Source organism: Paenibacillus sp. Soil522, from assembly GCF_001428245.1.
GTDB lineage: Bacteria > Bacillota > Bacilli > Paenibacillales > Paenibacillaceae > Pristimantibacillus.
Window position 1 is genome coordinate 38,931 of record NZ_LMRV01000038.1, and the last position, 25,447, is coordinate 64,377.

General features: G+C 43.0%; 22 protein-coding genes and 1 pseudogene. 19 read left to right on the forward strand and 4 right to left on the reverse strand.

The features are described 5' to 3' along the window. The first annotated feature begins 9 nt into the window (after window positions 1-9). From ASG81_RS11860 to ASG81_RS11880, 5 genes are all read left to right on the forward strand, one after another. Window positions 10-990, forward strand: coding sequence for a Gfo/Idh/MocA family oxidoreductase (locus ASG81_RS11860; RefSeq protein ID WP_056633879.1), 981 nt, complete (start codon window positions 10-12; stop codon window positions 988-990). Then, entirely contained in the window at window positions 975-1,946 is a 972-nt protein-coding gene (locus tag ASG81_RS11865; RefSeq protein WP_056633882.1) for a Gfo/Idh/MocA family oxidoreductase, read from the forward strand. Before ASG81_RS11860 ends, ASG81_RS11865 begins: the two co-directional genes overlap by 16 nt. A gap of 359 nt (window positions 1,947-2,305) precedes the next feature. Further along, window positions 2,306-3,511 (forward strand): UDP-N-acetylglucosamine 2-epimerase, encoded by a 1,206-nt coding sequence (locus ASG81_RS11870; RefSeq protein WP_162255021.1) that lies wholly within the window; start codon window positions 2,306-2,308, stop codon window positions 3,509-3,511. Between the two features lie 34 nt (window positions 3,512-3,545). Continuing rightward, the gene (locus ASG81_RS11875; RefSeq protein WP_056633888.1) at window positions 3,546-5,198 is read left to right on the forward strand and encodes a hypothetical protein; all 1,653 of its coding nucleotides are present in this window, start codon (window positions 3,546-3,548) and stop codon (window positions 5,196-5,198) included. Between the two features lie 648 nt (window positions 5,199-5,846). Beyond that, window positions 5,847-7,559: a beta strand repeat-containing protein gene (locus ASG81_RS11880; protein ID WP_056633891.1), complete on the forward strand. Its 1,713-nt coding sequence runs from the start codon at window positions 5,847-5,849 to the stop codon at window positions 7,557-7,559. A gap of 216 nt (window positions 7,560-7,775) precedes the next feature. On the opposite strand, the gene ASG81_RS30800 is transcribed toward ASG81_RS11880, so the two are convergent. Then, window positions 7,776-7,946 carry a hypothetical protein gene (locus tag ASG81_RS30800; protein WP_155971445.1) on the reverse strand — a complete coding sequence of 57 codons (171 nt, stop codon included), beginning with the start codon at window positions 7,944-7,946 and terminating at the stop codon, window positions 7,776-7,778. A 308-nt stretch (window positions 7,947-8,254) separates the two neighbouring features. Next, entirely contained in the window at window positions 8,255-9,133 is an 879-nt protein-coding gene (locus ASG81_RS11885; protein ID WP_056633894.1) for a hypothetical protein, read from the reverse strand. A 675-nt stretch (window positions 9,134-9,808) separates the two neighbouring features. Between ASG81_RS11885 and ASG81_RS11895 the strand changes: the two genes are divergently transcribed. From ASG81_RS11895 to ASG81_RS11945, 11 genes and pseudogenes are all read left to right on the forward strand, one after another. Then, entirely contained in the window at window positions 9,809-10,606 is a 798-nt protein-coding gene (locus ASG81_RS11895) for a cytidylyltransferase domain-containing protein (protein WP_056633899.1), read from the forward strand. A gap of 18 nt (window positions 10,607-10,624) precedes the next feature. Further along, a complete protein-coding gene (locus tag ASG81_RS11900; protein WP_056633903.1) occupies window positions 10,625-11,677 on the forward strand; it encodes an N-acetylneuraminate synthase family protein in 1,053 nt (350 codons plus the stop codon). Then, window positions 11,670-12,953, forward strand: a complete 1,284-nt coding sequence (locus ASG81_RS11905; RefSeq protein WP_056633906.1) for a protoporphyrinogen/coproporphyrinogen oxidase — start codon at window positions 11,670-11,672, stop codon at window positions 12,951-12,953. Before ASG81_RS11900 ends, ASG81_RS11905 begins: the two co-directional genes overlap by 8 nt. Window positions 12,954-12,958: 5 nt before the next feature. Further along, window positions 12,959-13,726, forward strand: coding sequence for a glycosyltransferase family 2 protein (locus tag ASG81_RS11910; protein ID WP_056633909.1), 768 nt, complete (start codon window positions 12,959-12,961; stop codon window positions 13,724-13,726). Window positions 13,727-13,761: 35 nt separating this feature from the next. Next, window positions 13,762-15,096 carry a lipopolysaccharide biosynthesis protein RfbH gene (gene rfbH, locus ASG81_RS11915; protein ID WP_056633912.1) on the forward strand — a complete coding sequence of 445 codons (1,335 nt, stop codon included), beginning with the start codon at window positions 13,762-13,764 and terminating at the stop codon, window positions 15,094-15,096. Next, window positions 15,093-15,869 (forward strand): glucose-1-phosphate cytidylyltransferase, encoded by a 777-nt coding sequence (rfbF, locus tag ASG81_RS11920; RefSeq protein WP_056633915.1) that lies wholly within the window; start codon window positions 15,093-15,095, stop codon window positions 15,867-15,869. Before rfbH ends, rfbF begins: the two co-directional genes overlap by 4 nt. Window positions 15,870-15,900: 31 nt before the next feature. Continuing rightward, on the forward strand, window positions 15,901-16,995 hold the full coding sequence (gene rfbG, locus ASG81_RS11925; protein WP_056633917.1) for a CDP-glucose 4,6-dehydratase: 1,095 nt from the start codon (window positions 15,901-15,903) through the stop codon (window positions 16,993-16,995). After that, entirely contained in the window at window positions 16,996-17,895 is a 900-nt protein-coding gene (locus ASG81_RS11930) for an NAD-dependent epimerase/dehydratase family protein (protein ID WP_056633920.1), read from the forward strand. It abuts the gene before it with no gap. A 461-nt stretch (window positions 17,896-18,356) separates the two neighbouring features. Beyond that, window positions 18,357-19,364: an SDR family NAD(P)-dependent oxidoreductase gene (locus tag ASG81_RS11935; protein ID WP_056633922.1), complete on the forward strand. Its 1,008-nt coding sequence runs from the start codon at window positions 18,357-18,359 to the stop codon at window positions 19,362-19,364. Between the two features lie 14 nt (window positions 19,365-19,378). Next, window positions 19,379-20,323 carry a dTDP-glucose 4,6-dehydratase gene (locus ASG81_RS11940; protein ID WP_056633925.1) on the forward strand — a complete coding sequence of 315 codons (945 nt, stop codon included), beginning with the start codon at window positions 19,379-19,381 and terminating at the stop codon, window positions 20,321-20,323. A 14-nt stretch (window positions 20,324-20,337) separates the two neighbouring features. Continuing rightward, window positions 20,338-20,656, forward strand: a pseudogene (locus tag ASG81_RS11945) (aminotransferase class I/II-fold pyridoxal phosphate-dependent enzyme); the annotation flags it as partial. A gap of 140 nt (window positions 20,657-20,796) precedes the next feature. Here the strand turns inward: ASG81_RS11945 and ASG81_RS11950 are convergent. Together ASG81_RS11950 and ASG81_RS32700 are read right to left on the reverse strand one after the other, a co-directional pair. Beyond that, window positions 20,797-21,873 carry a transposase gene (locus ASG81_RS11950; protein ID WP_235548836.1) on the reverse strand — a complete coding sequence of 359 codons (1,077 nt, stop codon included), beginning with the start codon at window positions 21,871-21,873 and terminating at the stop codon, window positions 20,797-20,799. Window positions 21,874-21,878: 5 nt separating this feature from the next. Continuing rightward, on the reverse strand, window positions 21,879-22,274 hold the full coding sequence (locus ASG81_RS32700) for a hypothetical protein (protein WP_235548837.1): 396 nt from the start codon (window positions 22,272-22,274) through the stop codon (window positions 21,879-21,881). 254 nt (window positions 22,275-22,528) lie between these two features. On the opposite strand from ASG81_RS32700, the gene pseC reads away from it, so the two are divergent. From pseC to ASG81_RS11965, 3 genes are read left to right on the forward strand one after another with little or no spacing between them, the layout of a single operon-like run. Further along, the gene (gene pseC, locus ASG81_RS11955; protein ID WP_056633931.1) at window positions 22,529-23,749 is read left to right on the forward strand and encodes a UDP-4-amino-4,6-dideoxy-N-acetyl-beta-L-altrosamine transaminase; all 1,221 of its coding nucleotides are present in this window, start codon (window positions 22,529-22,531) and stop codon (window positions 23,747-23,749) included. Between the two features lie 2 nt (window positions 23,750-23,751). Continuing rightward, window positions 23,752-24,843, forward strand: coding sequence for a UDP-2,4-diacetamido-2,4,6-trideoxy-beta-L-altropyranose hydrolase (gene pseG, locus ASG81_RS11960; protein WP_056633934.1), 1,092 nt, complete (start codon window positions 23,752-23,754; stop codon window positions 24,841-24,843). 14 nt (window positions 24,844-24,857) lie between these two features. Continuing rightward, window positions 24,858-25,433, forward strand: coding sequence for a formyltransferase family protein (locus tag ASG81_RS11965; RefSeq protein WP_056633938.1), 576 nt, complete (start codon window positions 24,858-24,860; stop codon window positions 25,431-25,433). Window positions 25,434-25,447 lie beyond the last annotated feature (14 nt).

Sequence of the window (25,447 nt, forward strand, 5' to 3'; positions counted from 1 at the left end):
GGGATTTGAATGAATTATCCTAACGTTGCTGTCATCGGAGCCGGACAAATCGGCAGTCGTCACCTGCAGGCGCTGGCCTTAATGGATAGACCGCTTTCGATTTGGGTCGTGGATCCATCCTTGCATTCGCTGCAGAGCGCTGAACAATCAATGGATCTGTTTAAGGATGCAATCTATGCTTATGATGTACAGTATTTAACGAGCATAACGGAACTGCCTCATGAATTGGATGCCGTTATCGTTGCAACCAACAGCCAAATACGAAGGGCTATCATCGAGCAGTTATTGAATGAAAAAAAAGTGAAGTACTTTATTTTAGAAAAAGTGTTATTCCAAAATTTGCAGGATTACGGCGAAATAGAAGAGTTATTAAGAGTAAAGCGGGTTTCGGCGTGGGTGAATTGCCCGATGCGGCTGATGTCATTCTTCCAACAATTAAAAATAAAACTGGACCAAGCTCAGCAGGTTGATTATCGGGTAAGCGGAACGCATTTGGGCATTGGCTCGAATGCGATTCATCATTTGGATCTGCTCGCGTATTTGACAAATTGTTATCGCTTTTCTTTGAACGGAGACGATCTCAGCGATAACGTTATTGAAAGTAAAAGACCCGGTTTCATAGAATTTACCGGAACTTTAAAGGGAGTGTCCGCTAAAGCGCGAATCAGCATAACGTCTTATGAAACCGGAGAGTCACCCATGCACATTCATATTTCGTCCGAAAACATGCATTGCATGATCCGACCGACTGAGCGTAAGGCGTGGATTGCAGATGCGGACTTTAACTGGGCAATAAAGGAACTGAATTACACGAGTAAGCTTCAAAGCCAGCTTACCCATCATGTTGTAAGGCAGCTTCTTGATACGGGCAGCTGCGAATTGACGACATACACCAAATCTTCCGAACTTCATCTTCCACTTATAGAGACGCTCTTAGAAAAATATCAATCGATCACTTCCGATGAGGTGACAACATGCCCAGTCACATAACCGATGATATTTTACTTGTAGGAACCGGAAGGATGGGGGCGGCTTATGCGAATGTTCTGCGTACAATGAGTCGCAAAATAGTTGTGATCGGCCGCGGAAGGCAGTCCGCTTCGCAATTTGAGAAAGAGACTGGTATCCAACCGATAACAGGAGGCTTTGAGCAATGGCTTGTGCATACGGAACGTGTTCCGGATACGGCAATTGTCGCACTCCCTGTCGAGGAGTTAGCAACTGCTGCGCTTCTCCTGCTTCGTTATGGGGTTAGGCGAATCCTGATTGAAAAGCCTGGCGGCATAAATGAGAGCGAGCTTCAAGCCGTTCGCAATGATGCTCAAGCGCGAAATGCGGATGTTTATGTGGGCTATAACCGAAGGTTCTATGCCTCTACTCATAAAGCGCTTGAGTTCATCAAGGAGGATGGGGGAGTAAGCTCGTTCCACTTCGATTTCTCGGAATGGAGTCATGTCATCGCGAAATCCGATAAAGCGCCTGCCGTTAAAGAAAATTGGTTTCTAGCCAATTCTACTCATGTGGTAGATCTAGCATTCTTTGTTGGAGGTATTCCTCGGCAAATGAATGTTTATACGGCCGGAGGCCTTGCCTGGCATCCGGCCGCTTCCGTATTCTGCGGTGCAGGCTGTACGGATAAAGGAGCATTATTCTCGTACCATGCCGACTGGGAATCCCCGGGTCGTTGGGGAATCGAGCTGATGACCCGAAAGCGGCGATTGATGTTGAGGCCCTTAGAGCAGCTGCAAGTTCAGCATATCGGAAGCACGCTTGTCGAGCAAGCTTCTCTAGAGGATCATTTGGATCTTATGTATAAACCGGGGCTTTATCGGCAAACGGAAGCCTTTCTCGAGAATTCCAACCACGCTTCCTTGGTCACTATAGAACAACAATGCGATAGATGGAAACGTTTTTATTCGCCGATCGTCAATGCAAGCTCAGATTAAACGGATGAAAGGACGGTGTATAAATGTACGGAGAAGAGAAGCTTAATACGCATCATTTACTGAGGTACGGTTTAACGAAAGAATTTTTCGAGCAGTTTCATACGCTTAGGCATAAAGGAATTGAGATTCCGCTCACTTTAATCAGACCATTCCACGTCCACATTAAATCATTTATAAACAGACAGATGCCAAAAACTAAATATGCTAACAAAATAAAAGTAAATCATAAGCTCAACACGATGCGGGATGTGCAATCCGCGCTGCTTCGAAAGCCAAAGATCGAAAGGAATCTTTCGAAGGTAAGCCGCCGCACAACAACGATCATGCCGGCCAAGCTAATCGATTTCGCTCTCGATAAGATGAAGAAGCAGTCCGTTATTCTCGTTGTTTCCGATAGACACGATCGTGCGGCTTTAAAAGGAAAAAGACTGCCTCGCAACTTTAAACTATTTGATTATAAAAAAGCAATTAAAACACAGAGAATTGCTCCCAAGACTACTCGAAAATTAAATCGAATCATTCGTAAACTGGCCGTTAAAAATGGTGCGCATCCTATATTCGGAACGCGCAAGTTTTCAAAATGGCTGTATAGTCAATCTGTGAAGTCAATAAAAACGATCAATGCTTTAGAACAACTCATTCACAAGAAGCCCATTGGTGTGTTAATCGATCATGTGGAAATCGTTAATCCCGGCACGACGTTTGCATTACTGGCGAATAAATTCAATCTCCCGTTTATAAACTTTCCCCAACTGCTAATCGCAGACCGCTCCCTTATGCCGACAAGGGCTTCTTATCACTTTGTATGGGGTGAAAATTATAAAGAATGGCTTGTAAGGAGAGGCATTCATCCTAGAAAAATAAAAATAACGGGAAATTTAAGGTTTCAATACGCGAAGCAAGAGGTGCCCAGCACGAAAGAGAAATTTCTTGCCAGCAGTAACATACCGGCCGATCATACCATTGTCCTCTATACGACCCAGCCTTTTGAGGCATCGGTCAGCAACGAAATCATGAGGTGGATTTCTAATGCTTCGAATAATTCACTGCCTGTTACATTTCTAATAAAACCTCATCCTAGCGATACCATTGACTATACGAAATATACCATATCTCCCCAGGTGAAACTGCTTTCTAAAGATGCAGGCTTGTATGATGCACTTCATTCGGCCGACATCGTCATGACGATATCCTCTAATACTGCCATAGAAGCAGCGATGCTTAACAAAGCCATTATCGTGCTCCAGCCACCGATCCCTTATAATTACGAGCACCACAACAATGATTTCAACCAACATCTCGTCAATGCTTCTGCTGGATTGGTTGCGAGAAACAGCAAACATTTGAGCAGTTATGTTAGCAAATTTATACGCAGCGAAGCGCTTAGAAGTTTATTAGTGAAGCAAGCGAAACAGTTTTTGAGCAATACGCTTCAGACTTCTATAAGTCCAGCAGACGAAGCATATAAAGTGATTCGCAGCTTGATTTTACAGAAAAGGACTCTATCAAGAGCCGCACGCCTAAAGCTTGCGAGGAAAAGGAAATTACGTCGGGGAAGGAAATGAGTTTACTCGTTAGCACTGAAAGGCTGTGATCAACATGTATGGCGAGGAGAGCTTAAATGCTCATCATGTCATTAAATACGCATTAATTAAGGAGTTTTTTGAAGGTTTCAAATTCCTTAGATTTAAGGATATTGAAATTCCACTAACGATAATAAATTATTTTCAAGTTCATATTAGACACTTTGTGGATGACCAATTAAGCAACGAAGCGTATTTGGAATCCATGAAACGAAAGCATAAGCTAACAACAATAAAGGACGTTCAGTCCGTATTGCTCCGAAAGCCGTCCGTTAGAACGGATTTATCTAAAGAGCCAGGACGAAATCGGATTCTTTTGCCGGCGCGCCTTTTATCTTTTGCTTTGGATAAGCTGCAAAAACATCAAATCTTGCTCATTGTATCTACTGTGCAGGATAGGATTGCTTTGATAGGAAAAGTATTGCCAAACAATTTTCAGGTATTCGATTACTATTCTGAGTTGCGAAGGGTGAAAGTCTCATCTGCTGTCCAAAACAATGTCATGAAGAGCATTACTAATCTAGTGAGGGCGAATCATAAACATCCTATATTCGGATCAAAGACTTTTTCCAAATGGTTATATACTCGCTCATTATTATCAATCAAATCGATCACTGTATTAGAAAACATGATTATGAAATGCCGGATAGGCATTATGATGGACCATATTGAAATTGTGAATCCCGGTACCACGCTTGCTTTACTTGGCAATAAATATAATATACCGTTTATCAATATTCCGCAGCTATTGGTTGCAGATCGAACAATGATCCCTTCAAGAGCGTCCCATTATGCGGTATGGGGAATTCATTATAAAGAATGGCTGGAACGAAGGGGGATCGCTTCCAATAAAATAACCATAACGGGAAATTTGAAATTCGAATATGCGAATCGGGTGATTGTAGATGAACGAAACTCATTTATCGCTAAATGGAGTATTCCACCGGAGCATCTTGTAGTTACCTATACAAGCCAACATTTTGTGAACAGCGTAAACTCTACCATAATGAATTGGATCGATAAAGTAACTAATCATTCATCCTTACCGGTCACATTTTTAATAAAACCCCATCCAGGGGATAAATTTGACTATTCTCTTTACAAAGATAATCACCGAATAAGGATCCTTCCAAAATCTGACGAAATCTATAATATTATGGGTAATTCAGATGTTGTGATGACGATTTCTTCTAATACCGCCATTGAGGCAGCAAGTTTAAAGAAGGCAATTATCGTACTGCAGCCGCTTATACCTTACGACTATGACCTGAATTATAATGATTTCCACGCTCATTTGGTCCATGCATCCGCAGGCTTGGCCGCATTCGGCAGTGAAGATCTTCTGTTACATTTAAAGAAATTGATTAGGAGGGGGGAACTCCGTACTAGCTTGCAGAATCAGGCTGCTAATTTCATAAGCAAGACGTTGCAAAGTTCCGTACCTCCTTCTATGGTTACCTTGAGACTTATAAACTGTATTCTGCGGCAGAAAAATGTCTTAGTAAATAAGATGCTGGTTGTAAAAAGAAAGAAAGCTGCTCTTATAAGAAAAAGACTGGAAATTATAAGAAAAAAACAAATTAGAGCACTTGCTTTGAAAAATAAAAAATTGAGGTTTAAGAAGTCAAGGAAAAGTTTGAGTGATACGAGCCGCCGCAAAATGAGGTAGTTATTTCTCCTATCGAATCGCTGAAGATTTAATCTTGGCCGCATTATTTTCATCGAACCCCCGCGATTGAAGAAACAAGCAATAAATAGACCTTTGAGACCTTTAATGGTCTTTGATAGACGCTAAGAAAAGAAAGGCACCGTAAGGATAACTCTGGATGTACCGGCAATGAAATCCTTGCGAATTTCACTTTTGCTGTATATTGCATTCATGCCTGTTGGAAAATTCATTCGTCTCATTAATCCTCCTTTGTGCTTCCATAGCTGCTTATTTCCGTTTTTAGTTATAGTATGTAAAGGTCATACAGCTAGTAAAAGAGAGGCGTCCAGTAATAAATGCCTCTTTTTATTTACTCTGTGGTACCTAGGATCTCCCCTGTAAAGGACTGAGTGTATTTGAGACAAGCTCTGCCTGTTTCAGCCGTCCGGCAGACGAATCTGGGGTAAAGGAAAATCGTGTTCGATCGCATGCTGCGCTTTACCTAAATACTAGATTCATTGACCAGTAACACTAGTATATTTTTGTAAATATGACAAATATCTGTAAACTTATTTAAATTTTTGAGTATATTTAATTTGTAATCCATTCTTAAGAAAGGGCTGAACCGTGAGTATGTATTTTAAATCATATTAGTTAGGAGCTGATCGATTGGCCACATTTGACAACGTAATAATTACAAATACTTTGGATGTACGTGGGAATACGAAGCTTGGGAACGCGACAATCGATGTCACTACGATTACAGGCGATACAAACATCGGTAGGCATTTGGCGGTCACGGGTAACGTGACTGTGAATGGAAGCACAACCTTGGGGAATGCGGCGACGGACACGGTAACAGCTCCCGGCAATGTCAACATCGGTAGCAATTTGGCGGTCACGGGCAACGTGACTGTGAATGGAAGCACAACCTTGGGGAATGCGGCGGCGGACACGGTAACAGTTCCCGGCAATGTCAACATCGGTAGCAATTTGGCGGTCACGGGTAACGTGACTGTGAATGGAAGCACGACTTTGGGGAATGCGGCGGCGGACACGGTAACAGTTCCCGGCAATGTCAACATCGGGGGGGATGAAACGATCACGGGTGATTTGACTGTCGGCGGCAACACGACGGTTAACAACATCACCATCAACGGCGGATTAACGCTAGGCCCTGACTTAACGCTAGCAGGCAATTTGACTGTGAATGGCAATACGGACCTTGGGAACGCAGCAGGCGACACCGTTACCACCAGCGGTCCGCTTTCGGTCGGAGGCAATACGACAATAGGAGGAACATTTGACGTCACAGGTCAAACAACTGTTTTCGACTTACAAGTTAACGATGATTTGGATGTCACTGGCTCAACGGTTTTAACAGGAACGCTCGGCGTATTAGGACAAACAACCGTCATCGACTTACAAGTTAATGATGATTTGAATGTCGTTGGCGACACGGCTTTAACGGGCACGCTCGGCGTCACAGGAGTTACAACAGTAGATGACTTGGATGCCACCACGCTGGACGTTACAGGGAATGCGACTGTAGTAGGTACACTGGGCGTTACAGGTCAAACAACCGTCGTCGACCTACAAGTCAATGATGATTTGAATGTCGTTGGAGAAACGGYTTTAACGGGCACRCTCGGCGTCACAGGTCTCACAACACTCARCGAYCTGGATGTTACCAATACGCTGGACGTTGCAGGAAATGCGACTGTGGGAGGCACGCTCGGCGTCACAGGAGTTACAACAGTAGATGACTTGGATGCCACCACGCTGGACGTTACAGGGAATGCGACTGTAGTAGGTTCACTGGGCGTTACAGGTCAAACAACCGTCGTCGACCTACAAGTCAATGATGATTTGAATGTCGTTGGCGACACGGCTTTAACTGGCACACTGGGCGTTACAGGTCAAACAACTGTTGTTGACTTACAAGTCAACGATGATTTGAATGTCATTGGCGACACGGTTTTAACTGGCACGCTCGGCGTCACAGGAGTTACAACAGTAGATGACTTGGATGCCACTACGTTGGACGTTACAGGGAATGCGACTGTAGGGGGCACGCTCGACGTTACAGGTCTCGCGACAGTAGGGGGAACGCTCGGCGTCACAGGGAATATTACGTCAACTACAGGAGATATAACCGCTACCGCAGGAGCTGTAAATGCAGGTACTAACTTGAATGTAGCAGGCAATGCGGATGTAGGGGGAACGCTCGACGTCACAGGTGGGAACGCTCGACGTCACAGGTCTCGCGACAGTAGGGGGAACGCTCGGCGTCACAGGGAATATTACGTCAACTACAGGAGATATAATCGCTACCGYAGGAGATATAACCGCTACCGCAGGAGCTGTAAATGCAGGTACTGACGTGACGGCAGGCAACAATGTCACAGCAGTATCTAGGGTGATAGTCACCGATCAACCAACTTCAAGTACATCTTTACCTACAACTGTACAGTTCGATGCCACTGGGGTGGCGAATCAACCGGGATTGGTATTAAAGGGTACAAGTGGAGCTTCTTATGTTGTATATATTGATGATAGTGGTCTACCTGTTATTGTGATTCAACCAGTTTAATCCTTTCATACAAGCAGGATTTGTCCATTCCAATAGACGGAATGGACTTTTTCTTTTGTAATTACTGCCGAGACAATGTCTATGTTCATCCCGCTTTCATCTGCCCAATGCCAGCTAGCAGCATCCTGCAAATTCCCGCGAGGATAAAAGAGGACTAGCGCCGAATAATAAAGCACCTGGCAACGCTCCTGTTCGCAGCCTTTCACCGCATCCTCAACCGTTTTATATCCTATTTTAAGATAGTTAAACAAACCAGGTAATAGGAATAACTTTAGGCATAGATTCATTAGTTTAAGCAAACGGTGATGATTCGAAAAAGAACATAACCCTCATCGGGACGTGGCTGTATGATTAATACGGCAGCAGAACTCGATCATGATTGCCCAATCGGCGATTATGTCAACATCGGGCCAAGCTGCAAAGTACCAAAAGCGGAAAAGGGTTGAGCAGAAATAACATTCTGCTCAACCCTTTTTTTACCTCATTAAATGGATGCCATCAAATCATTAATATTTTTTCTTGCGTTCCCACTGCCGCTGTAAGCGCCAAGAAGGTACTTTTGCTGCTTATTCATCATAAGCCGTCGATAGGAGCTTCTGTTCATGAATTTCGACACAATCGTCCGAAGCTGTTTTTGTCCCTTCGCAGATGTTAACAATTTGCTTGAAGCATAATAAGAGTATTCGTGTTTATTCGTATTGGGAAAGAAGGACAGCGCAATGACGGGTTTACGGAACAGCATGGCTTCGAGACCGGTAGTGGAGAACTGCACAAATGCAGCGTCCGTACCGCTCAGCAGATCGTAAAGTCGGATTGCCCGGTGACGAATAAGCTTAGCGAACGGGTATTTGCGCATCATGCCAGGAGATAATCCGCTTCCTTTTTGACGAGGATGCTTCTTTACAAGGAGCGCGACTTTATTACGAAATGGCAGCAGAGCCCGAATGATTCGCTCCATGACGATTCGGTTATCACGCGGCTTCAGAGGCTGTTCGGGATAAACGAATATCGTTTTGTTCCCGTTTATGCCTAATTTCCTCGAGATTTGTGATTTATTCATCCATTTGCCATTAAAGATGGGGTCGAACCGCGCGTTCCCGTGAAGATGAAATTTATGTTGAGGAGCGCCATACCGCGTAAGCCGCTTTCGATGCTGATCTCCCCAAGCGATGTAATGATCCACGTTTGTAGATAAAATCTGGTATGTGTCGATCAGCCCGTATTGAAAATTCATCGTAGGAATGCGGCGCTGCTTGCCCATATGCACAAGCAGGTAACCCATCGGATTAACGGATGAGGACTGGACGATTGCCTTAATGTTATTTTTTGAGAATAACTGATCGATACCGTCTATTTTCCGCATAACCGAACGAAGCTAGGACGTGATCCATTTCATGAAGCCTTTACGCTTGAAGTAAGGGTGTACACCTTTCAGGTTCACGATTGATTTGATTTGACGCAACAGCGTGTTGTAGTGAGCTGCTTGGAGACGACCGGCCGCTAGGGAGCCTTCAACCACCGGCTGTTCTTCTTTTCGATGCAAATGATGTTTTGTTTTATATTTACACCTAACCCATCTATAACCAAAGAACTAAATATTGTTTTAGCTTTTACAAGCTCGCTAGGTTTATAAGGTACCGCTGTTACTTGATCGCTAGCGATCAACTTGGCGTACATTTGGCGCGGGCTACGTATCAACCGTAGGCCTGCCCGTTTGGTGCTTTTGAAATATTTGACGGCATCTAGATGGAATGGATAGGCCATTGCCCGAACGACAGGAACATGTTTATACCTGACATTGCGAAACGTATGAAAGAAATATGCAGTCAGATCGAATGCTCGAAGTTGCGAGTTTATCATCTATGTATCTTATGAGAGAAAGGAGCCAAATACGATAGGGCAGTCAACCAATTTTGTTTTATTTGCGTACATTGAAACAGGTGTCTAGAGCATATTTCAATTGTTTGCAATAGAATATAGTAGCTTTACGGTGGAGTGTAATTAAAGAGTAGGATCCATTATAGAGGAGGATCATTATATGAAAATCGGCGTGCTGATTACGGCTAGATTGAAATCAACAAGACTCCCCCTTAAACTTTTGCTTCATATCGGGAGAAAGCCGGTTATTGATCACGTCATTGAAAGGGCAAAGATGGTAAGCCGGGTAGATCAAATTGTGCTGTGCACTTCGACCAATCTGCAGGACGCGCCATTGGTCGAAGCCGCGCATGCCCAGCGTGTACATTATTTTATGGGGCATCCGGACGATGTGCTTCTTCGGCTATACGAGGCCGCTACATTTTATAGATTAGATTATGTTCTTTCAATTACGGCGGATAATCCTTTTTTCTCGGTCGAATATGCGAATCTATTGACCAATGAAGCGCTGCTGCGCAAACCTGACTTTATGTATGTGGAAGGACTGCCATTAGGAGCTTCCATTTACGGCATTCGTTACGAAGCATTGAAAACCGTGGTTACATTTAAGGAAAATATGGATTCGGACACCGAAATATGGGGGTACTGGTTAAATCAGCCCCATATTTTCGACGTTCACGTTATACAAGCTCGTAAGGAGGAATTCCGAGATGTAAGGCTTACCCTGGATACCTACGAGGATCTGCATTATTTGCAACAGTTAGGAGAGATGCTGGGTGAACGGCATAGCCTCGGCTCTATTTTAAGCGCAATAGATAGGCTGCCCTATGCTTCCTTGTTCAATCGAGAAGTTGTACAAAAACAGCTTGCTTCGGATAAGAAGGCGGAAATCGAGCGGCTGTATCAAGATCAAATGGAACGGCTGCTGCTGCTGAAGGAACAGATATATAAAAGTTAAGGAAGGAGACTTAACAGAATGAAAGATATGGGAACGTACTTTCAAAGTCATAAGGAAAAGCCTGCCACTATATTTCGAATTGCAGAAACCGCGTACAATCATGAAGGCAGCTTAAGCTATTTGCTCCAATTGATCGATGATTTGAAGTCGTCCGGAGCTGATGCGGTGAAGCTTCATATTATGTTGGAATTGGACGCATATATGGCAGCGAACCATTCTTTATTTGTGAGATTGCAAAAGTGGTTGCTCACTCGCGAACAATGGAAGGAGGTATTCGCCCGCTGCCGCATGCATAAGCTCGCAATCGTCGGATTGGCTGACGAGCTGCCGGGACTTGAATTTTTGATCGATGAGAAAGTTGATGCTTTAGCAATCCATGCAGCAAGCATGCATGATGCCTACATGCTCAGGAAGCTGTCTCAAGCGGAGCAGCCGTTATTCGTCGGCGTGGGAGGAGCGACACTGCCCGATATCGAATATACCATCCGCATGCTCTCGCCCAAGAAAAATATCGTTTTCATGTATGGCATACAGCAGTATCCAACGCCTCCGTCATCGCTGCATCTGCAAAAGATACCGATGTATGAAAAATTATTCGGTTTTCCAGTCGGGTATGCCGACCATACCGCAGCACATTCCGAACAAGAGAGATATGTTGCATATGCCGCAGCATATGGACTCGGAGCGCGCGTATTTGAACAGCATGTCACGTTGGATTTTGTGAGCAAACACATAGATGACGAATCTGCCATTGAAGCAAATACGTTTATTCAATTTACGGAAAATACGAATATGATTTCGCTAATGAGCGGCCCTTTGAAATTCGAGCTTAAAGAGGATGAGAAAAAGTATGTGCATTCTCGCAAGCAAATGGTGGCAGCACGAGATTTGCCGATCGACGCGATATTGACGGAGCGGGATATTCAGTTTAAGCGGATGGAAGATTGGGCGGATATGGGTCCGGACGATTTCGACAAACTATTTGGACGGACATTGCTGCAGCCGGTCAACGAGGGACAGGCGTTTTCATGGAAACATATAGTGAAGAAAGACAGGGGCAATTATGTCTGAGATCGTCATATTAGGAGCTGGAATCGCAGGAATATCAGCTGCTTATCATGCAAGATTGTCGGGTAAAAAGGCAGTGGTCTACGAAGCACAAGGCTTTTGGGGTGGATTACTTGACAATTTTGTCATAGACGGATTCAGATTCGATAAAGCGATCCATCTCTCTTTTACAAATAATAAGTATGTTCGTTCCATATTTGATCAAACTCCTTTCCTATCCCACTACCCAAACCCTTCTAATTTTGAACAAGGGAAATGGCTTAAGCACCCGGTACAAAACAACTTATACCCGTTGGATGTCTTGGATAAAGTTGAGGCCGTCATGAGCTTTTTGAATCGTCCTACTTTATATAATCCTGCGAATTATATGGAATGGCTTGTCCATCAATACGGAGATTATATCGCGAATCGCTTTCCTGTCATATATACCCAAAAATATTGGACGGTCCCACCGGAAATGTTGAGTACAAAGTGGATCGGTAATCGTATGTACCGACCGACTTTGGAGGAGGTCCTGCAGGGCACTATGACAAGCCAAACACCCAATACGTATTACGCCAAAGAGATGCGATACCCCGTCAAGGGCGGGTACCGAACTTTCATGGAACCGATGGTTTCAGGGACGGATATTCGCATCAACAAAAAGGCCGCACGAATTCAACCAAAGTTGAAATATGTGGAGTTTACGGACGGGACCAAAGCGCATTACGAACAGTTATTTAGCAGTATACCTTTACCCGAACTCATTCCGATGATTGATGGAGCTCCTAAAGAAATAGTGGAGTTAGCAGATAGCTTATGGGCTACTTCGGTTGCTCTAATATCTATAGGCTTAAGCAAGCCGAAGACTGTCGATTCACTTTGGTTTTATATTTACGACGAGGAGATGCTTGCATCGCGCGTTCATTCGCCAAGCTTGAAATCATCAGACAATGCGCCGAAAAACTGCAGCTCTCTGCAATTTGAAATCTTCTATTCAAAATATAAGCCGCTCCCGTTCTCTAAATCCTATTTGCTTGAGCATGCCGTTAACTGTTTGAAACAGATGAAGCTTGCAACCGATGACGAAATATTATTTGCCGATTTGAAAGTGGAAAGATTCGCCAATGTTGTGTTCGATCATGGCATGATTTCTAGGCGAGATCAGGTTAGGAAATATTTGAATAGCATCGGCATCACTCCTATAGGACGATTCGGGGAATGGGATTATTTATGGAGCGATCAAAGCTTGCTAAGCGGAAAACGAGCGATCGAAGAATGGGTACATGCAAAGGGGTGATTCTTTTGTCAATAACGAAAAATCCAGTATTAGTGAGCATATGCCTGCCTATTTATAACGAAATAGCCACAATCGACAGAGCCGTTCATAGTGTATTGTCTCAGACTGTAAAAAATTTTGAGCTGATTATCATAGATAATTGCTCTACAGACGGATCATTCCAGAAAATACAAAAATATAAAGATCCGAGAATTAAAATCTGGCAAAACGCAAAGAATTTGGGGTGGAGATTAAATTCCAATCTTGCCCTTACCAAGGTAACAGGTAAGTTCGTCGTTACGCTGCATGGAGGTGACTATTACAAACATCATAGGTATCTTGAGAGAGTTGTAGACCTCCTGGAAGGCAATCCAAACGTGGGCGTGATTCATTTTGTGTCTATACAAGCTTTTCAAAAGGTATTTAGAAGCACTAGATTAATGCGGAGCGCAGATTATTATTCATTCATTGCTAGCCTCCGATATATGCCTGCACCACCCCTTACGGCGTATCGTAATATAGCGATCCAAGACAGCCAGTATTATGCCAAAAACTTCTGGACGGGGGAAGCTCGATTATCCCTGCATATTGCAAAGGGTGGATACGACGCGTTAATTGAGGTTAATCATTATATTGAAAGGACAGCGAGTCCGAACGGCGAGAGAACGCAACCAGTCAGATTGAAAGAGCGAGATTTGGACAGGTTTGATTTTTTCACGGAGTTTAAGCAGGATCCGAATATAAAAAAACAGGATCTTCTATTTCTCCAAAAATTATTGAATGTCAATTCGTAAGGCGTAAAGAGGAACCTGATTGCCGAATAGAGGGGATGATAACAATCAGTTCAACACACAATGAGCTTCGAATGCAAATTTTGAAATTGACAACAAAATATTATGAAAAAAAATGGGCTAAGCAGGATTTTGTGCCGGGAGTTGATTATATACCGGTCAGCGGAAAAACATTTGATGCGGAGGAGCTGCTGAATGTGGTAGATTCCTCTCTTGATTTCTGGCTGACGGCTGGAAGGTATGCCAAACGATTTGAAAAGGAATTTGCCCGCACTATGGATACTCGGTATGCGATGTTAACCAATTCGGGATCAAGTGCAAATTTGCTTGCGCTTTCCGCGTTAACCTCGGAATCGTTAGGAGAACGCCGATTGCAGCCCGGTGACGAAGTCATTACGGTTGCGGCCGGTTTCCCTACTACGGTAAATCCCATTCTTCAGAATCAACTTATTCCGGTTTTCCTGGATGTAGACATTCCTACCTATAATATCGATACCAATATGCTTGAAGCTGCCATCAGCAGCCGAACAAAAGCCATCATGATTGCCCATACTCTCGGTAATCCATTTAACTTGGCTGAAGTAAAACGAATTGCAGATAAATATCAATTATGGCTTATTGAAGATACATGCGATGCGGTAGGAGCGGAGTATACGGGGAAAAAGGTTGGAACATTCGGTGATCTTGCGACTGTCAGCTTCTATCCGGCGCATCATATAACGATGGGTGAGGGGGGCGCCGTCCTTACTTCCAATCCTCGGTTAAAAAAAATCGTAGAGTCTTTTCGAGACTGGGGTCGAGATTGTTGGTGCGATCCGGGGAAAGACAATACTTGTGGCAAGAGGTTTTCGTGGCAGCTGGGAGATCTTCCCCCAGGCTACGATCATAAATATACGTACAATCATATCGGGTACAACCTAAAAGTTTCCGATATGCAAGCGGCGGTAGGAGTAGCGCAATTAGAAAAACTGCCGAGATTTATAGCCAAGCGGAGGGAAAATTACAATGATTTGCAAGCAGGGCTCTCTGAGCTGCAGGATATGCTTATTTTACCCCGTGAAACGCCGAACAGCAGCTCTAGTCCATTCGGGTTTCCAATTACAGTGAGGACGGAATCTCCTATTACTAGAAATCAGCTCATCCAATATTTGGAGCAGAATAACATTGGAACACGCTTGCTTTTTGCAGGGAATTTGTTAAAACAGCCAGCTTATAAGAACATCCCGCATCGTATTGTCGGCAACTTAGCGAATACGGATATTATTATGGAACGGACGTTCTGGCTAGGCGTTCATCCAGGCATTAATCGTGAGATGGTCAAATATATGGTAGATAAGCTTTATGAGGCTTATGGAAGGGGGGATTCGATATGAAAGTTGTTATATTGGCCGGCGGGTTTGGTACCCGTATTAGTGAAGAAACGGACATGAAACCAAAACCGATGATAAAAATCGGAGACCATCCAATTTTATGGAATATTATGAAAATTTATTCAGCCTATGGGTTTAACGAATTTATCATATGCCTCGGCTACAAAGGGGAAATGATTAAAGAGTATTTCTCCAATTACTTTCTCTATAATTCGGATATTACATTTAATTTTGCGAATGAGAATGAAATGATTATTCATAATCATACGACAGAACCTTGGACCGTTACGCTTGCGGATACAGGTAAAGACTCCATGACGGGCGGAAGATTGAAACGAGTTCAAAAGTATATTGGTGATCAGCCGTTTATGCTGACTTATGGGGATGGTGTTGGAGATATTGACATTCGAAAATTGGTCGAATTTCACCATTCCCATGGCAAGTTGGCTACCATTACAGCTACCCAACCAAACGGCAGATTTGGTGCCTTAAATATTACTTCAGAGAACAGTGTCAATACATTCGCGGAGAAGATTAAAGGAGACGGGGGATGGGTCAATGCCGGTTTTTTCGTCCTGCAGCCCGAAGTATTCAATTATATATCAGGTGACAACATTGTCTTCGAGAAAGAGCCTTTAGAAAACATTGCAAAGCAATCGCAATTAATGGCCTACAAGCATACGAATTTTTGGCATCCTATGGATACGTTGCGAGACAGAAATTATTTGGATGAATTATGGAAGTCGGGGCGAGCGCCTTGGAAAAAGTGGTCCTGAAGCAGAATAGCGGCTAAAAGGAGGGAAAGATTTGATCGACTCTACGTTTTGGAAAGGTAAACAAGTATTTGTTACGGGGCATACCGGATTTAAAGGAGCCTGGATCTGTTTGTGGCTGCAAGCTATGGGAGCGGAGGTAACGGGTTATGCCCTGCAACCCTCCACTTCCCCGAGCTTATATGAGTTATGCGGATTAAGTTCATCTATGAATTCCATTATTGGGGATATAAGAGACCGGCCCAAGCTGCAGCAAGCTATTATGGCTTCGAATCCGGATATCGTCATTCATATGGCAGCACAGCCGATTGTCAGAGAATCTTATCAATATCCGGTCGAGACCTATGAAATCAATGTACTTGGAACGGTCTATTTGCTTGAATCGATTAGGCATGCCGTTCAATTGGGAGCAAAGATTAAAGCGATCGTGAATGTAACGTCGGACAAAAGTTACGAAAACAAGGAATGGCACTGGGGATACCGAGAAGATGATACTCTAGGTGGTTACGATCCTTATTCCAATAGCAAGGCATGTTCGGAAATGGTGACGTCTGCTTATCGAAATTCTTTCTTCAATCCGTCAGACTATCAAACGCATGGCGTGAGTCTGGCTTCTGTCAGAGCGGGAAACGTCATTGGCGGCGGGGATTGGGCGCCGGATCGACTTGTTCCCGATTGCATCAGATCTTTAATGAAGGGAGATAAAATAATCATAAGAAATTCAACCGCGATCAGACCGTGGCAGCATGTCCTGGAGCCGCTTTATGGGTATCTATTATTGGCGAAGAGTTTATATGAGAAGGGCCCTGTTTATGCACAAAGCTGGAACTTCGGTCCGGAGGATCAGGATGTAAGAACGGTTGAATGGGTAGTTAAGGAGCTGTTAAGCCATTGGGAAGGCAGCTTTGAAATTGCTAGCAGCGGAGGAGAGCAGCCTCACGAGGCTAAACTACTAAAGCTCGATTGCTCCAAAGCGAAGGCCGAATTAAGCTGGTATCCCAAGTGGCGTGTGGAAAAGGCCATATCTCTAATCGTAGAATGGACGCGAGGCTTTATGGCCGATGAAGACGTTAAAGAGATTTGTTTGAAGCAAATCAAACAATATGAAGATACGGATGCGTGTATATAAATGACGAAGTCCTTGATCATCTCAGGCGCCACTGGCTATTTTGGAGCGATCGCATGTGATTTTTTTGCTTCAAACGGATGGACGGTAATTCGGGCAATGCGTCGCGAGAACGCAAATATCTTTTTTGATTTGAACAGTCCTGAATCGATAGCCAATATGCGGATTTCAGATAAGGTGGATTTGTTTATACACGCTGCAGCCGCAAATAAAGAGAGCTGTCTTGCGCATCCATATCGCAGTATCGCACAAAATATACTTGGTACTAAGGCAGCGTTAGATTTTTGCGTAGCCAATCGGATCGAGCATTTCGTATATTTGTCCACATTAAATGTGTTCGGCCATCCTGAAGGTCACATTCATGAATTGTCATCTCCATTCCCCGAAGATGACTACGGAATCAGCCATCTTCAAGCAGAAGAGTATGTCCGCATTTATACGAATCAAGGGAAAATTAAGGGAATGGTCATACGTCCCAGTACCTTTATCGGCGTCCCGCAGGATATGATCGCCTTTAACCGATGGAGCCTTGTACCCTTCTCTTTCTGCAGACAGGCGGTTATGTTTGGAGAAATTGTGTTGGAAACCTCGGGGTTGCAGCAAAGAAATTTTGTATCGGTTTTCGACATTTGCAAAGTAATCAATCACTCTTTCTCCAGGATGCAAGATTTTCCTCTCTTACATGTTTATGGACCCGACACGCTTACCATTAGAGAAGTTGCCGAACTTGTCCAAGCGGTTATGGATAGAGGCTTCAAAAAAAGAATTCGACTGGTAATCCCGGACGGGACAAATAATGAAAAAGTATTATATTTTCAAAGTTTGTTCCTGAAAGATATTTACCAGCCTACCGGTACTGTTGAAGAGCATATGGTGGATTTATCTAAAATAATAGTTTCATAGTTTCCAACTAATATTAAAGAAGTTCGTCTCAAGAACTTGGAGTTTATTCTAAAGAAGAAGAATACCTGTTACGGATTTTATGAATTGTTGGATGTCTCGTTCCGATGTCGTTCCACTATAAATATATTTTCTATATTTTGACTGCATCAGCAATCTCTCGTCTCTCTCAAAAAAGGCGACAGAACGAGTGCTAATACTATCATTTTTGATATCATTCATCTTTCAGGTTGTTTGCCGTTCCTATAATGAAGCTTTAACATACAATGCAATTAAGGTGATTTTTATGGAAGTAAATCAGTATTTATACAAGTTTGGTGTATGAACAGCCTTACCAATTGAAAAGAAAGGAGACTATCGTTAAATAGAAGACTATCAAGCATGTTTTATCGCAATTGTTTGGCAAATTAGGCGGGTGTCTCAGCAAATCGCTTCTCACATTTATTTTAAAGGACGAGTGCCACATGTTTTTTAAAGACAAAAATATACTAATCATTGGCGGTACCGGTACAATCGGCCGCAGCTTGTTAAAGCATATACTAATACAGCAGCCGAAGGTTGTTCGTATATTCAGCAGGGATGAATACAAGCAGTTTGAACTCTCAAACGAGCTTGGGAATCCGCAGAATGTTCGCTTTCTTATTGGGGATGTAAGGGACTATGAGAGAGTAAGCATTGCGATGCAAGAGATTGATTATGTGTTCCACGTCGCAGCAATGAAGCATGTTCCCGCATGTGAATATAACCCGTACGAGGCAGTGCTGACTAATATTGTCGGTACGAATCATGTGATCAAAGCAGCCATTGAACGAAAAGTAACGAAGGTTGTTTTTACAAGTACCGATAAGGCAATCTCACCAACGAACACATACGGCGCTACGAAGCTAACTTCAGAAAGACTGGTTGCGGTAGCAGAATTCAGTAAGGGATTGAGTAAGACGACATTCGCCATTGTGAGATTCGGCAACGTTCTCGGTTCGAGAGGGTCTGTTATTCCGTTATTTGTAAAACAAATAAAAAGAGCCAATAGAATAACGTTAACTGACCCTTCTATGAGCCGTTTTATGATGACGTTGCAACAAGCAACCGTATTAACAATCAAAGCACTTCAGCAGTCAAAAGGCGGAGAGGTATTTGTCTTGAAAATGCCAGTTATCAATTTGAAAGATTTGGCCACAGTTGTAATAGAAGAGACTTGTAATCGATTTGGTTTGAAGCCGGAGGATATGCAGGTGGATACAATCGGCATAAGGCCCGGTGAAAAAATGTTTGAAGAACTTATGACGGAAGAGGAATCCCGCTGGGCATTGGAACTGCCGGATATGTACATTATTCCTTCCAATTTTGTGAAGAGGCATCATTACCAGGATGCGGTTAAGGCTGCTTATGGAACCTACAGTTCCCATAATCAACAGCCTATTTCATCAGAGGAAGTAAGACGACTTGTTTCTGAAATAAATTTGTTCGAATGAAAGGGTGAATGCATTTGAGGATTTTGATTACAGGTGGCGCGGGATTTATTGGTCGATGGGTGGTACAACGTCTGCTGGAAGATGGGCATCAGGTTTGGATACTTGATAATCTTTCCAACGGCCGACTTGAAAATATCAAAGAATTTGAGGGAAAGAAAAATCTGATGGAAGTTATAATTGGGGATATTAAAGATCAAGCTTTGCTAAACGAATTATTTCTTAAACAATTTGATATATGCTACCATCTGGGCGCAAGCATCAACGTTCAGGAGAGCATCGATGATCCTGCGACAACATTTGAAAACGATACGGTTGGTACTTTTCATATTTTAGAGCAGTGCCGAAAGCACGGTGTCAAGCTTGTTTTCATGAGCACATGCATGGTGTATAACCGCGCTGTCTCTTTTAGAGGAATCATGGAAATTGATCCGATTAAGCCGGCATCACCTTATGCAGGAGCGAAAATTGCTGCAGAAAATATGGTGTTGTCTTATCATCACTCCTTCGGTCTGCCAGTCGTTGTCATTCGTCCGTTCAATACGTATGGCCCATTTCAAAAAACGGGCGGAGAAGGCGGTGTTATGGCCATATTCATCAAGCGTAAGCTGGAAGGGAAAACACTTGATATTTATGGAGACGGCTCTCAAACCCGTGATTTACTGTATGTGGAGGATTGCGCCCGATTCGTAGCTTGGGCAGGTTATTCTGATCGGGTAAATGGTGAGATCGTCAATGCAGGGCTTGGACGCGACATTTCCATTAATGATCTTGCTAAACTGATTGTTAAGGACGACTCTCGTATCAATCATATCCCACATATTCATCCACAAAGCGAAATTGCAAAACTACTTTGTAATTACGATAAAGCGGAAAAGCTGCTCGGTTGGAAGCCGCAAGTTAGATTGGAAGACGGTATCTTAAAAACGGAACAGTGGATTCAATCAACTAATCTGATCTAAGGAGAAAAGTGCGGATGACAGACAAAGCAATACCTGCTATTCGAGGAGGAACACCAGTACGCTCCGAATATTTATTCTATGGTAAACAGCTGCTCGACGATGCCGATGTTGAAGCGGTGATCCAAGTGCTTCGCAGCGATTTCTTGACGACAGGTCCGGTTGTTGAACGATTCGAATCGGCGATTGCCGACTACACAGGAGCAAAATATGCGGTCGCGTTCTTCAAATGGTACCGCAGCTCTTCACGCAGCTTGCTTTGCAGCGGGAATTACGACTGGAGATGAAGTAATTACGACACCGATGACATTCGCTGCCAGTGCGAATTGTGTTTTATAGACTCTCGGAATTAAATGAGGAATTCTAGAGACGATGCCGGAATAGCCATGAAATTATGCTGGAAAAAATATGGAAGATGAAAACCAGTTTCATGAAAGGGCAGACTCCACCAATTTTTCAATCAGGCTTTTTAAAAATTAGGCTGCTGAAGGGCAAATCATGGATTTCTTTTTGTCCCATTCATCTTTTTGGCTCACATACCAAGCGTCCATGTGCTGGCAGATCATAATGCCGTAGAGTCGCATGTACCACATCATCGTAGAACTATGCCTGCCGGATTCGAGCTTGTAGTCGATCTTCTCACGCTTGTTAGAACGTTCAATGGATGAGCGGCGTTTGTAAGTCAGCTTCCACTTTTCCGAATCGCGAGGCGTTTTCGTAAACAGTCTAGGGTCATCCTTGGTTTTCGTGTAGAAGGTACGACCATACTTGGCTGTAGAGCAACCACAAGCCGGTGTACATCTCCACTTGCGACGATGGAGCTTGTAATCCGTCCCATTAGGCTTCATAGGATTTCCGTTTGGATAAATCGGAATTCCTGTGGGTGAAATCTGTATATCGCTTGCGGTTGTGCTGGTTATGTTCTTCTTGGAGCGAACATTCAAATCAATGAAGGCTTCCATGCCTTGATGTTCAAGAAGAAGATAGATGGATTCCGCATCATGCGCGGCGTCGAGAAGCATGTTATCGACCGTGCCCAAGGTGAAACGTTGCTTGAATTCGACTGTGCTCATGACCAAACTGACCGCATCGTGCCGGGAAGCAGGATGCAGTCTGGGGTATAAGGGTAAATCGTGTTTGCTGTCCGCCGCTGAGATCATGTACAGGTGGTAGCCGTTAAAGTACCGCTCTCTGGCGCTATCCCAGCCCGAGTTGCAGTCGGGCTGGGAGTAAAGACGATGATGGTTGCAATCAGCTATACCGTGGGCGCGACAATCGCAAGTGGGTTTGCTTCGGGGATAGGCGGATGTGACGACTGGCGTACCGTCGCCGGCTGCGCTAATCGCCGACATATCCCCGAGCAACCCGAACTGTGCAGATACAGCAACAATCTGCGATTGAAAGAAATGAAACAAAAGATCAGCAGGTAAAGCAGCTTGTTTGTCGGCATGACGCATCATCCATTTAACCAAACGTTCAACTCTTCCTGGCGTCGTGGGCGCTTTCTCGCCCTTCTTGCCTTTCTTTTTGCCCTTGCGTTTGCGCTGAAGCATAGGCCTCAAATTGCGATCGACTGCTGGCCTGGCCAGAGGCGATCGAAGAAGTCATAGAACGTGCCTACGCCGGGAAGATCCGTTAGAGAGAAGCCACTCAAGATCGCATAGACAGGTGTACGCTTTAACTCATTGACCCATTCGGTGATGCCCATCGACGGATTGGTTAGAGGAAGAATCAGGTAAGAGCGGAATAGCGATGCGGGATCACGAGGCTCCGGCCCTTGATCGGAGTATTCATCCATAAGCAAGGTAGTGATGGCAGATAAATCGGTCATCCAAAGCTTCACAGCCAAAGGCCAATCCTTGTTGATGAGGACAATACCGGGACCGATAGAGGTATGAAAATGATGAAGAACAAAAGATTGGTAATCAGAATGAGGAATGAAAGAAGGCTTCAAAAGGGAACACGCTCCAATCGTGAGTAGTAAGGGGCATACCCTTCTCGCGATTTTGCGAAATTTGAGAAAAGTCAAGTGTTTTCTGAGGAAATCGCCAAAAAATTCTAGAATATTTCCCATAATGAAAAATGGGATTAATTGAAAAATCCCCCTACCCAAGTAGGAGGATGCTAATAAAGATGGTTCGGGGAAACCCTTGTCCCATCTGCCTCGGCGAATGCTGAGAGTCTATTATTATTAAAGGGAGTATATCAATGGATAAAGAAAACAGATGGAGCCAATTGGCTATTCATGGTGGACGGCCAGTCAGGAATGACTTTCTTCCATATGGAAGGCAATGGTTGGAAGAGGACGACATTGAAGCCGTTGTGAATGTCTTAAAAAGTGATTATCTAACAACAGGCCCTAAAATTAGTGAATTTGAGAGTAAGTTAGCTGAAACTGTCGGTGCAAAATTTGCAGTAGCTTTTTCTAATGGAACTGCTGCTTTACACGCTGCTTGTTTTGTTGCCGGTATAAAGATTGGTGATGAAGTGATTACTACCCCGATGACCTTCGCTGCAAGTGCAAATTGTATCCTTTACAATGGAGGAATACCAGTTTTTGCTGATATTGATTCCAAAACTTATAATATCCACCCTGATGCAGTACGTAAAGCGGTGAATGAAAAAACAAAAGCTATTATTCCTGTCCATTTCACTGGGCAACCAGTAGATCTTGATCCAATATTGAAAATTGCTAAAGAGCGGGGAGTGGTTGTCATTGAGGATGCAGCTCATGCTTTAGGGGCGAGCTATAAAAAAAAGAAGATCGGGTCAATAAGCGACATGACGATGTTCAGCTTTCATCCGGTTAAACATATAACAACCGGGGAAGGTGGAATCATTACAACTAACAGTGAAGAATATTATGACAAGCTTGTACAATTCAGGACACACGGCATCATACGCGAACCTTACAAACTTAATGAAAACCAGGGGCCATGGTACTATGAAATGCATAATTTGGGATTTAATTACCGAATGACGGATATTCAAGCGGGACTCGGATTGAGCCAATTAACAAAGATTGACCGATTTTTGGAACGAAGAAAACGTATTGTATCTATATATAACGAAGCATTTAAAAGCATGGAACCTTATATTCGGTTACCATATCAAATGGCGCACGGGGTTTCCAGTTGTCACCTATATATCCTTCATTTTGATACAAAAAAATTGAATGTAGGGAGAAATGAAATCTACAAAGCACTGCTTAGTGAAAATATCGGGGTTAATGTTCATTATATTCCTGTCCATTTGCATCCTTACTATCAGTCATTAGGCTTCAAAAGGGGCCTATGCCCAGTAGCTGAAAAGGTATATGAAGAGATCATTACCATTCCCTTATTTGCAAAAATGACAGAAGAAGATGCCCAGGATGTCATTACTGCTATCCGGAAGGTTCTCTGTTATTATTCATCAAAGGAATTTTGACGATGAATTGTCTATTTCGAGTTGACTCTTCCATTCAAATCGGAACGGGGCATGTGATGCGTTGCCTAACGCTAGCTGATGAATTGAGCCGAAGAGGGGCTAAAGTTTCGTTTGTTTGCCGTACATTTCATTCCAATATTTGTGTAATTATTGAGAATAAAGGTTATTTTGTTCATCGATTGACATGGGTGTCACCTACAGAAAAATTAGACGAAAATATGAATCATAAACACGCTGACTGGCTGAGTTGCCGATGGAAAGATGATGCAGAACTTACCGCAACAATCATAGCAAAAATTGGTGAAACAATCGATTGGTTGATTGTGGATCATTATTCATTGGATATTGATTGGGAAAAACACGTTAGGCCATTTGTAAATAAAATTATGGTTATTGACGACTTGGCTAATAGAAAGCATGACTGTGATATATTATTAGATCAAAATCTATATAAGAATTTGAATTCGCGTTACAATCATTTAGTACCTGAAAGTTGCATTAAATTGTTAGGTCTTGATTTTTGTTTGTTAAGACCTGAATTTCTTAATAAGAGACCAGAGTTAGTAGAGAAGGAAGGGAAGATAAGAACAATTTTAGTTTGTTTTGGTGGAACTGATCCAACAAATGAGACGCAAAAGGTACTGGAAGCAATTAATCAATCGAATCGAACAAATATTCTAATATATGTAATTATTGGTATCAATAATCCAAATGCCCAGAAGATTAAAAAAATTTGTTCAAATATCCCAAATACTAAACTTTTTATTCAGGTATCTAAGATGGCGGATATGTTTGCAAGGGCAGATCTTGCCATCTGTAGTTCGGGCACAATTACTTGGGAAAGGTTATGCTTAGGGCTTCCTGCTGTTACTATTGCTGTAGCGGAAAACCAGGTTGAAATTGCCAAAACGACTTCAGAATTAGGAATTGACCTTTACCTTGGAATCTCAGAGAATGTCCAGGTTAAACATATCGTGGAAGGTATTGAGGCTTATAGCTCAAATCCTCATCGCTTAGTTACATCTAGCCAAAGAGCTCAAACACTAGTGAAAGGTGATGGGGTTCAAAAAGTTGCATCATTTATTAAAAATTAAACAGGGGGAATTTGATGAAAATTTTGTTTCTTGGACCACAGCGACCACATTTGATTGATTTTATCAAATCTTTTAATGATGAAGTGATTCATATAGAGTCCTCTTTGATTGAACGACCAGAGATATTGAACTATACCGATTTTATTTTAAGCTATGGATATCAGCACATTATAAAAAAGGAAATTGTAGCCCGTTTTCCTAAAAAAATTATCAATCTTCATATTTCATACTTACCTTGGAATAGAGGTACCGATCCAAACCTTTGGAGTTTTTTAGAGAATACCCCGAAGGGCGTAACCATTCATTTTATCGATGAAGGCCTTGATACAGGAGAGATTTTAGCTCAAGAAAGAGTGACTTTTGATACGAAGGAAACTTTACTTACAAGTTACGAATATTTAACTAAGAGAATTGAGAAACTATTTTGTAGGATATGGCCCGATGTTCGTAATGGTACAATAAAATCTTATCCGCAACCGCCGGGAGGGAGTTTTCACCGTTCCCAAGATCGCGCACAGTATGAGTATTTACTTATCAAAGGTTGGGATACCTCTGTTTCTGAATTATCCGGGAAGGCTCATAAATATTGATTAGGGAGGGTATT

Coding starts and splice junctions, on each gene's coding strand:
- ASG81_RS11860 (WP_056633879.1), top strand. CDS start 10: ATGAATTATCCTAACGTTGCTGTCATCGGAGCCGGACAAATCGGCAGT.
- ASG81_RS11865 (WP_056633882.1), top strand. CDS start 975: ATGCCCAGTCACATAACCGATGATATTTTACTTGTAGGAACCGGAAGG.
- ASG81_RS11870 (WP_162255021.1), top strand. CDS start 2,306: ATGAAGAAGCAGTCCGTTATTCTCGTTGTTTCCGATAGACACGATCGT.
- ASG81_RS11875 (WP_056633888.1), top strand. CDS start 3,546: ATGTATGGCGAGGAGAGCTTAAATGCTCATCATGTCATTAAATACGCA.
- ASG81_RS11885 (WP_056633894.1), bottom strand. CDS start 9,133: ATGCGGAAAATAGACGGTATCGATCAGTTATTCTCAAAAAATAACATT.
- ASG81_RS11895 (WP_056633899.1), top strand. CDS start 9,809: ATGAAAATCGGCGTGCTGATTACGGCTAGATTGAAATCAACAAGACTC.
- ASG81_RS11900 (WP_056633903.1), top strand. CDS start 10,625: ATGAAAGATATGGGAACGTACTTTCAAAGTCATAAGGAAAAGCCTGCC.
- ASG81_RS11905 (WP_056633906.1), top strand. CDS start 11,670: ATGTCTGAGATCGTCATATTAGGAGCTGGAATCGCAGGAATATCAGCT.
- rfbH (WP_056633912.1), top strand. CDS start 13,762: ATGATAACAATCAGTTCAACACACAATGAGCTTCGAATGCAAATTTTG.
- rfbF (WP_056633915.1), top strand. CDS start 15,093: ATGAAAGTTGTTATATTGGCCGGCGGGTTTGGTACCCGTATTAGTGAA.
- ASG81_RS11930 (WP_056633920.1), top strand. CDS start 16,996: ATGACGAAGTCCTTGATCATCTCAGGCGCCACTGGCTATTTTGGAGCG.
- ASG81_RS11935 (WP_056633922.1), top strand. CDS start 18,357: ATGTTTTTTAAAGACAAAAATATACTAATCATTGGCGGTACCGGTACA.
- ASG81_RS11950 (WP_235548836.1), bottom strand. CDS start 21,873: ATGCTTCAGCGCAAACGCAAGGGCAAAAAGAAAGGCAAGAAGGGCGAG.
- pseC (WP_056633931.1), top strand. CDS start 22,529: ATGGATAAAGAAAACAGATGGAGCCAATTGGCTATTCATGGTGGACGG.
- pseG (WP_056633934.1), top strand. CDS start 23,752: ATGAATTGTCTATTTCGAGTTGACTCTTCCATTCAAATCGGAACGGGG.
- ASG81_RS11965 (WP_056633938.1), top strand. CDS start 24,858: ATGAAAATTTTGTTTCTTGGACCACAGCGACCACATTTGATTGATTTT.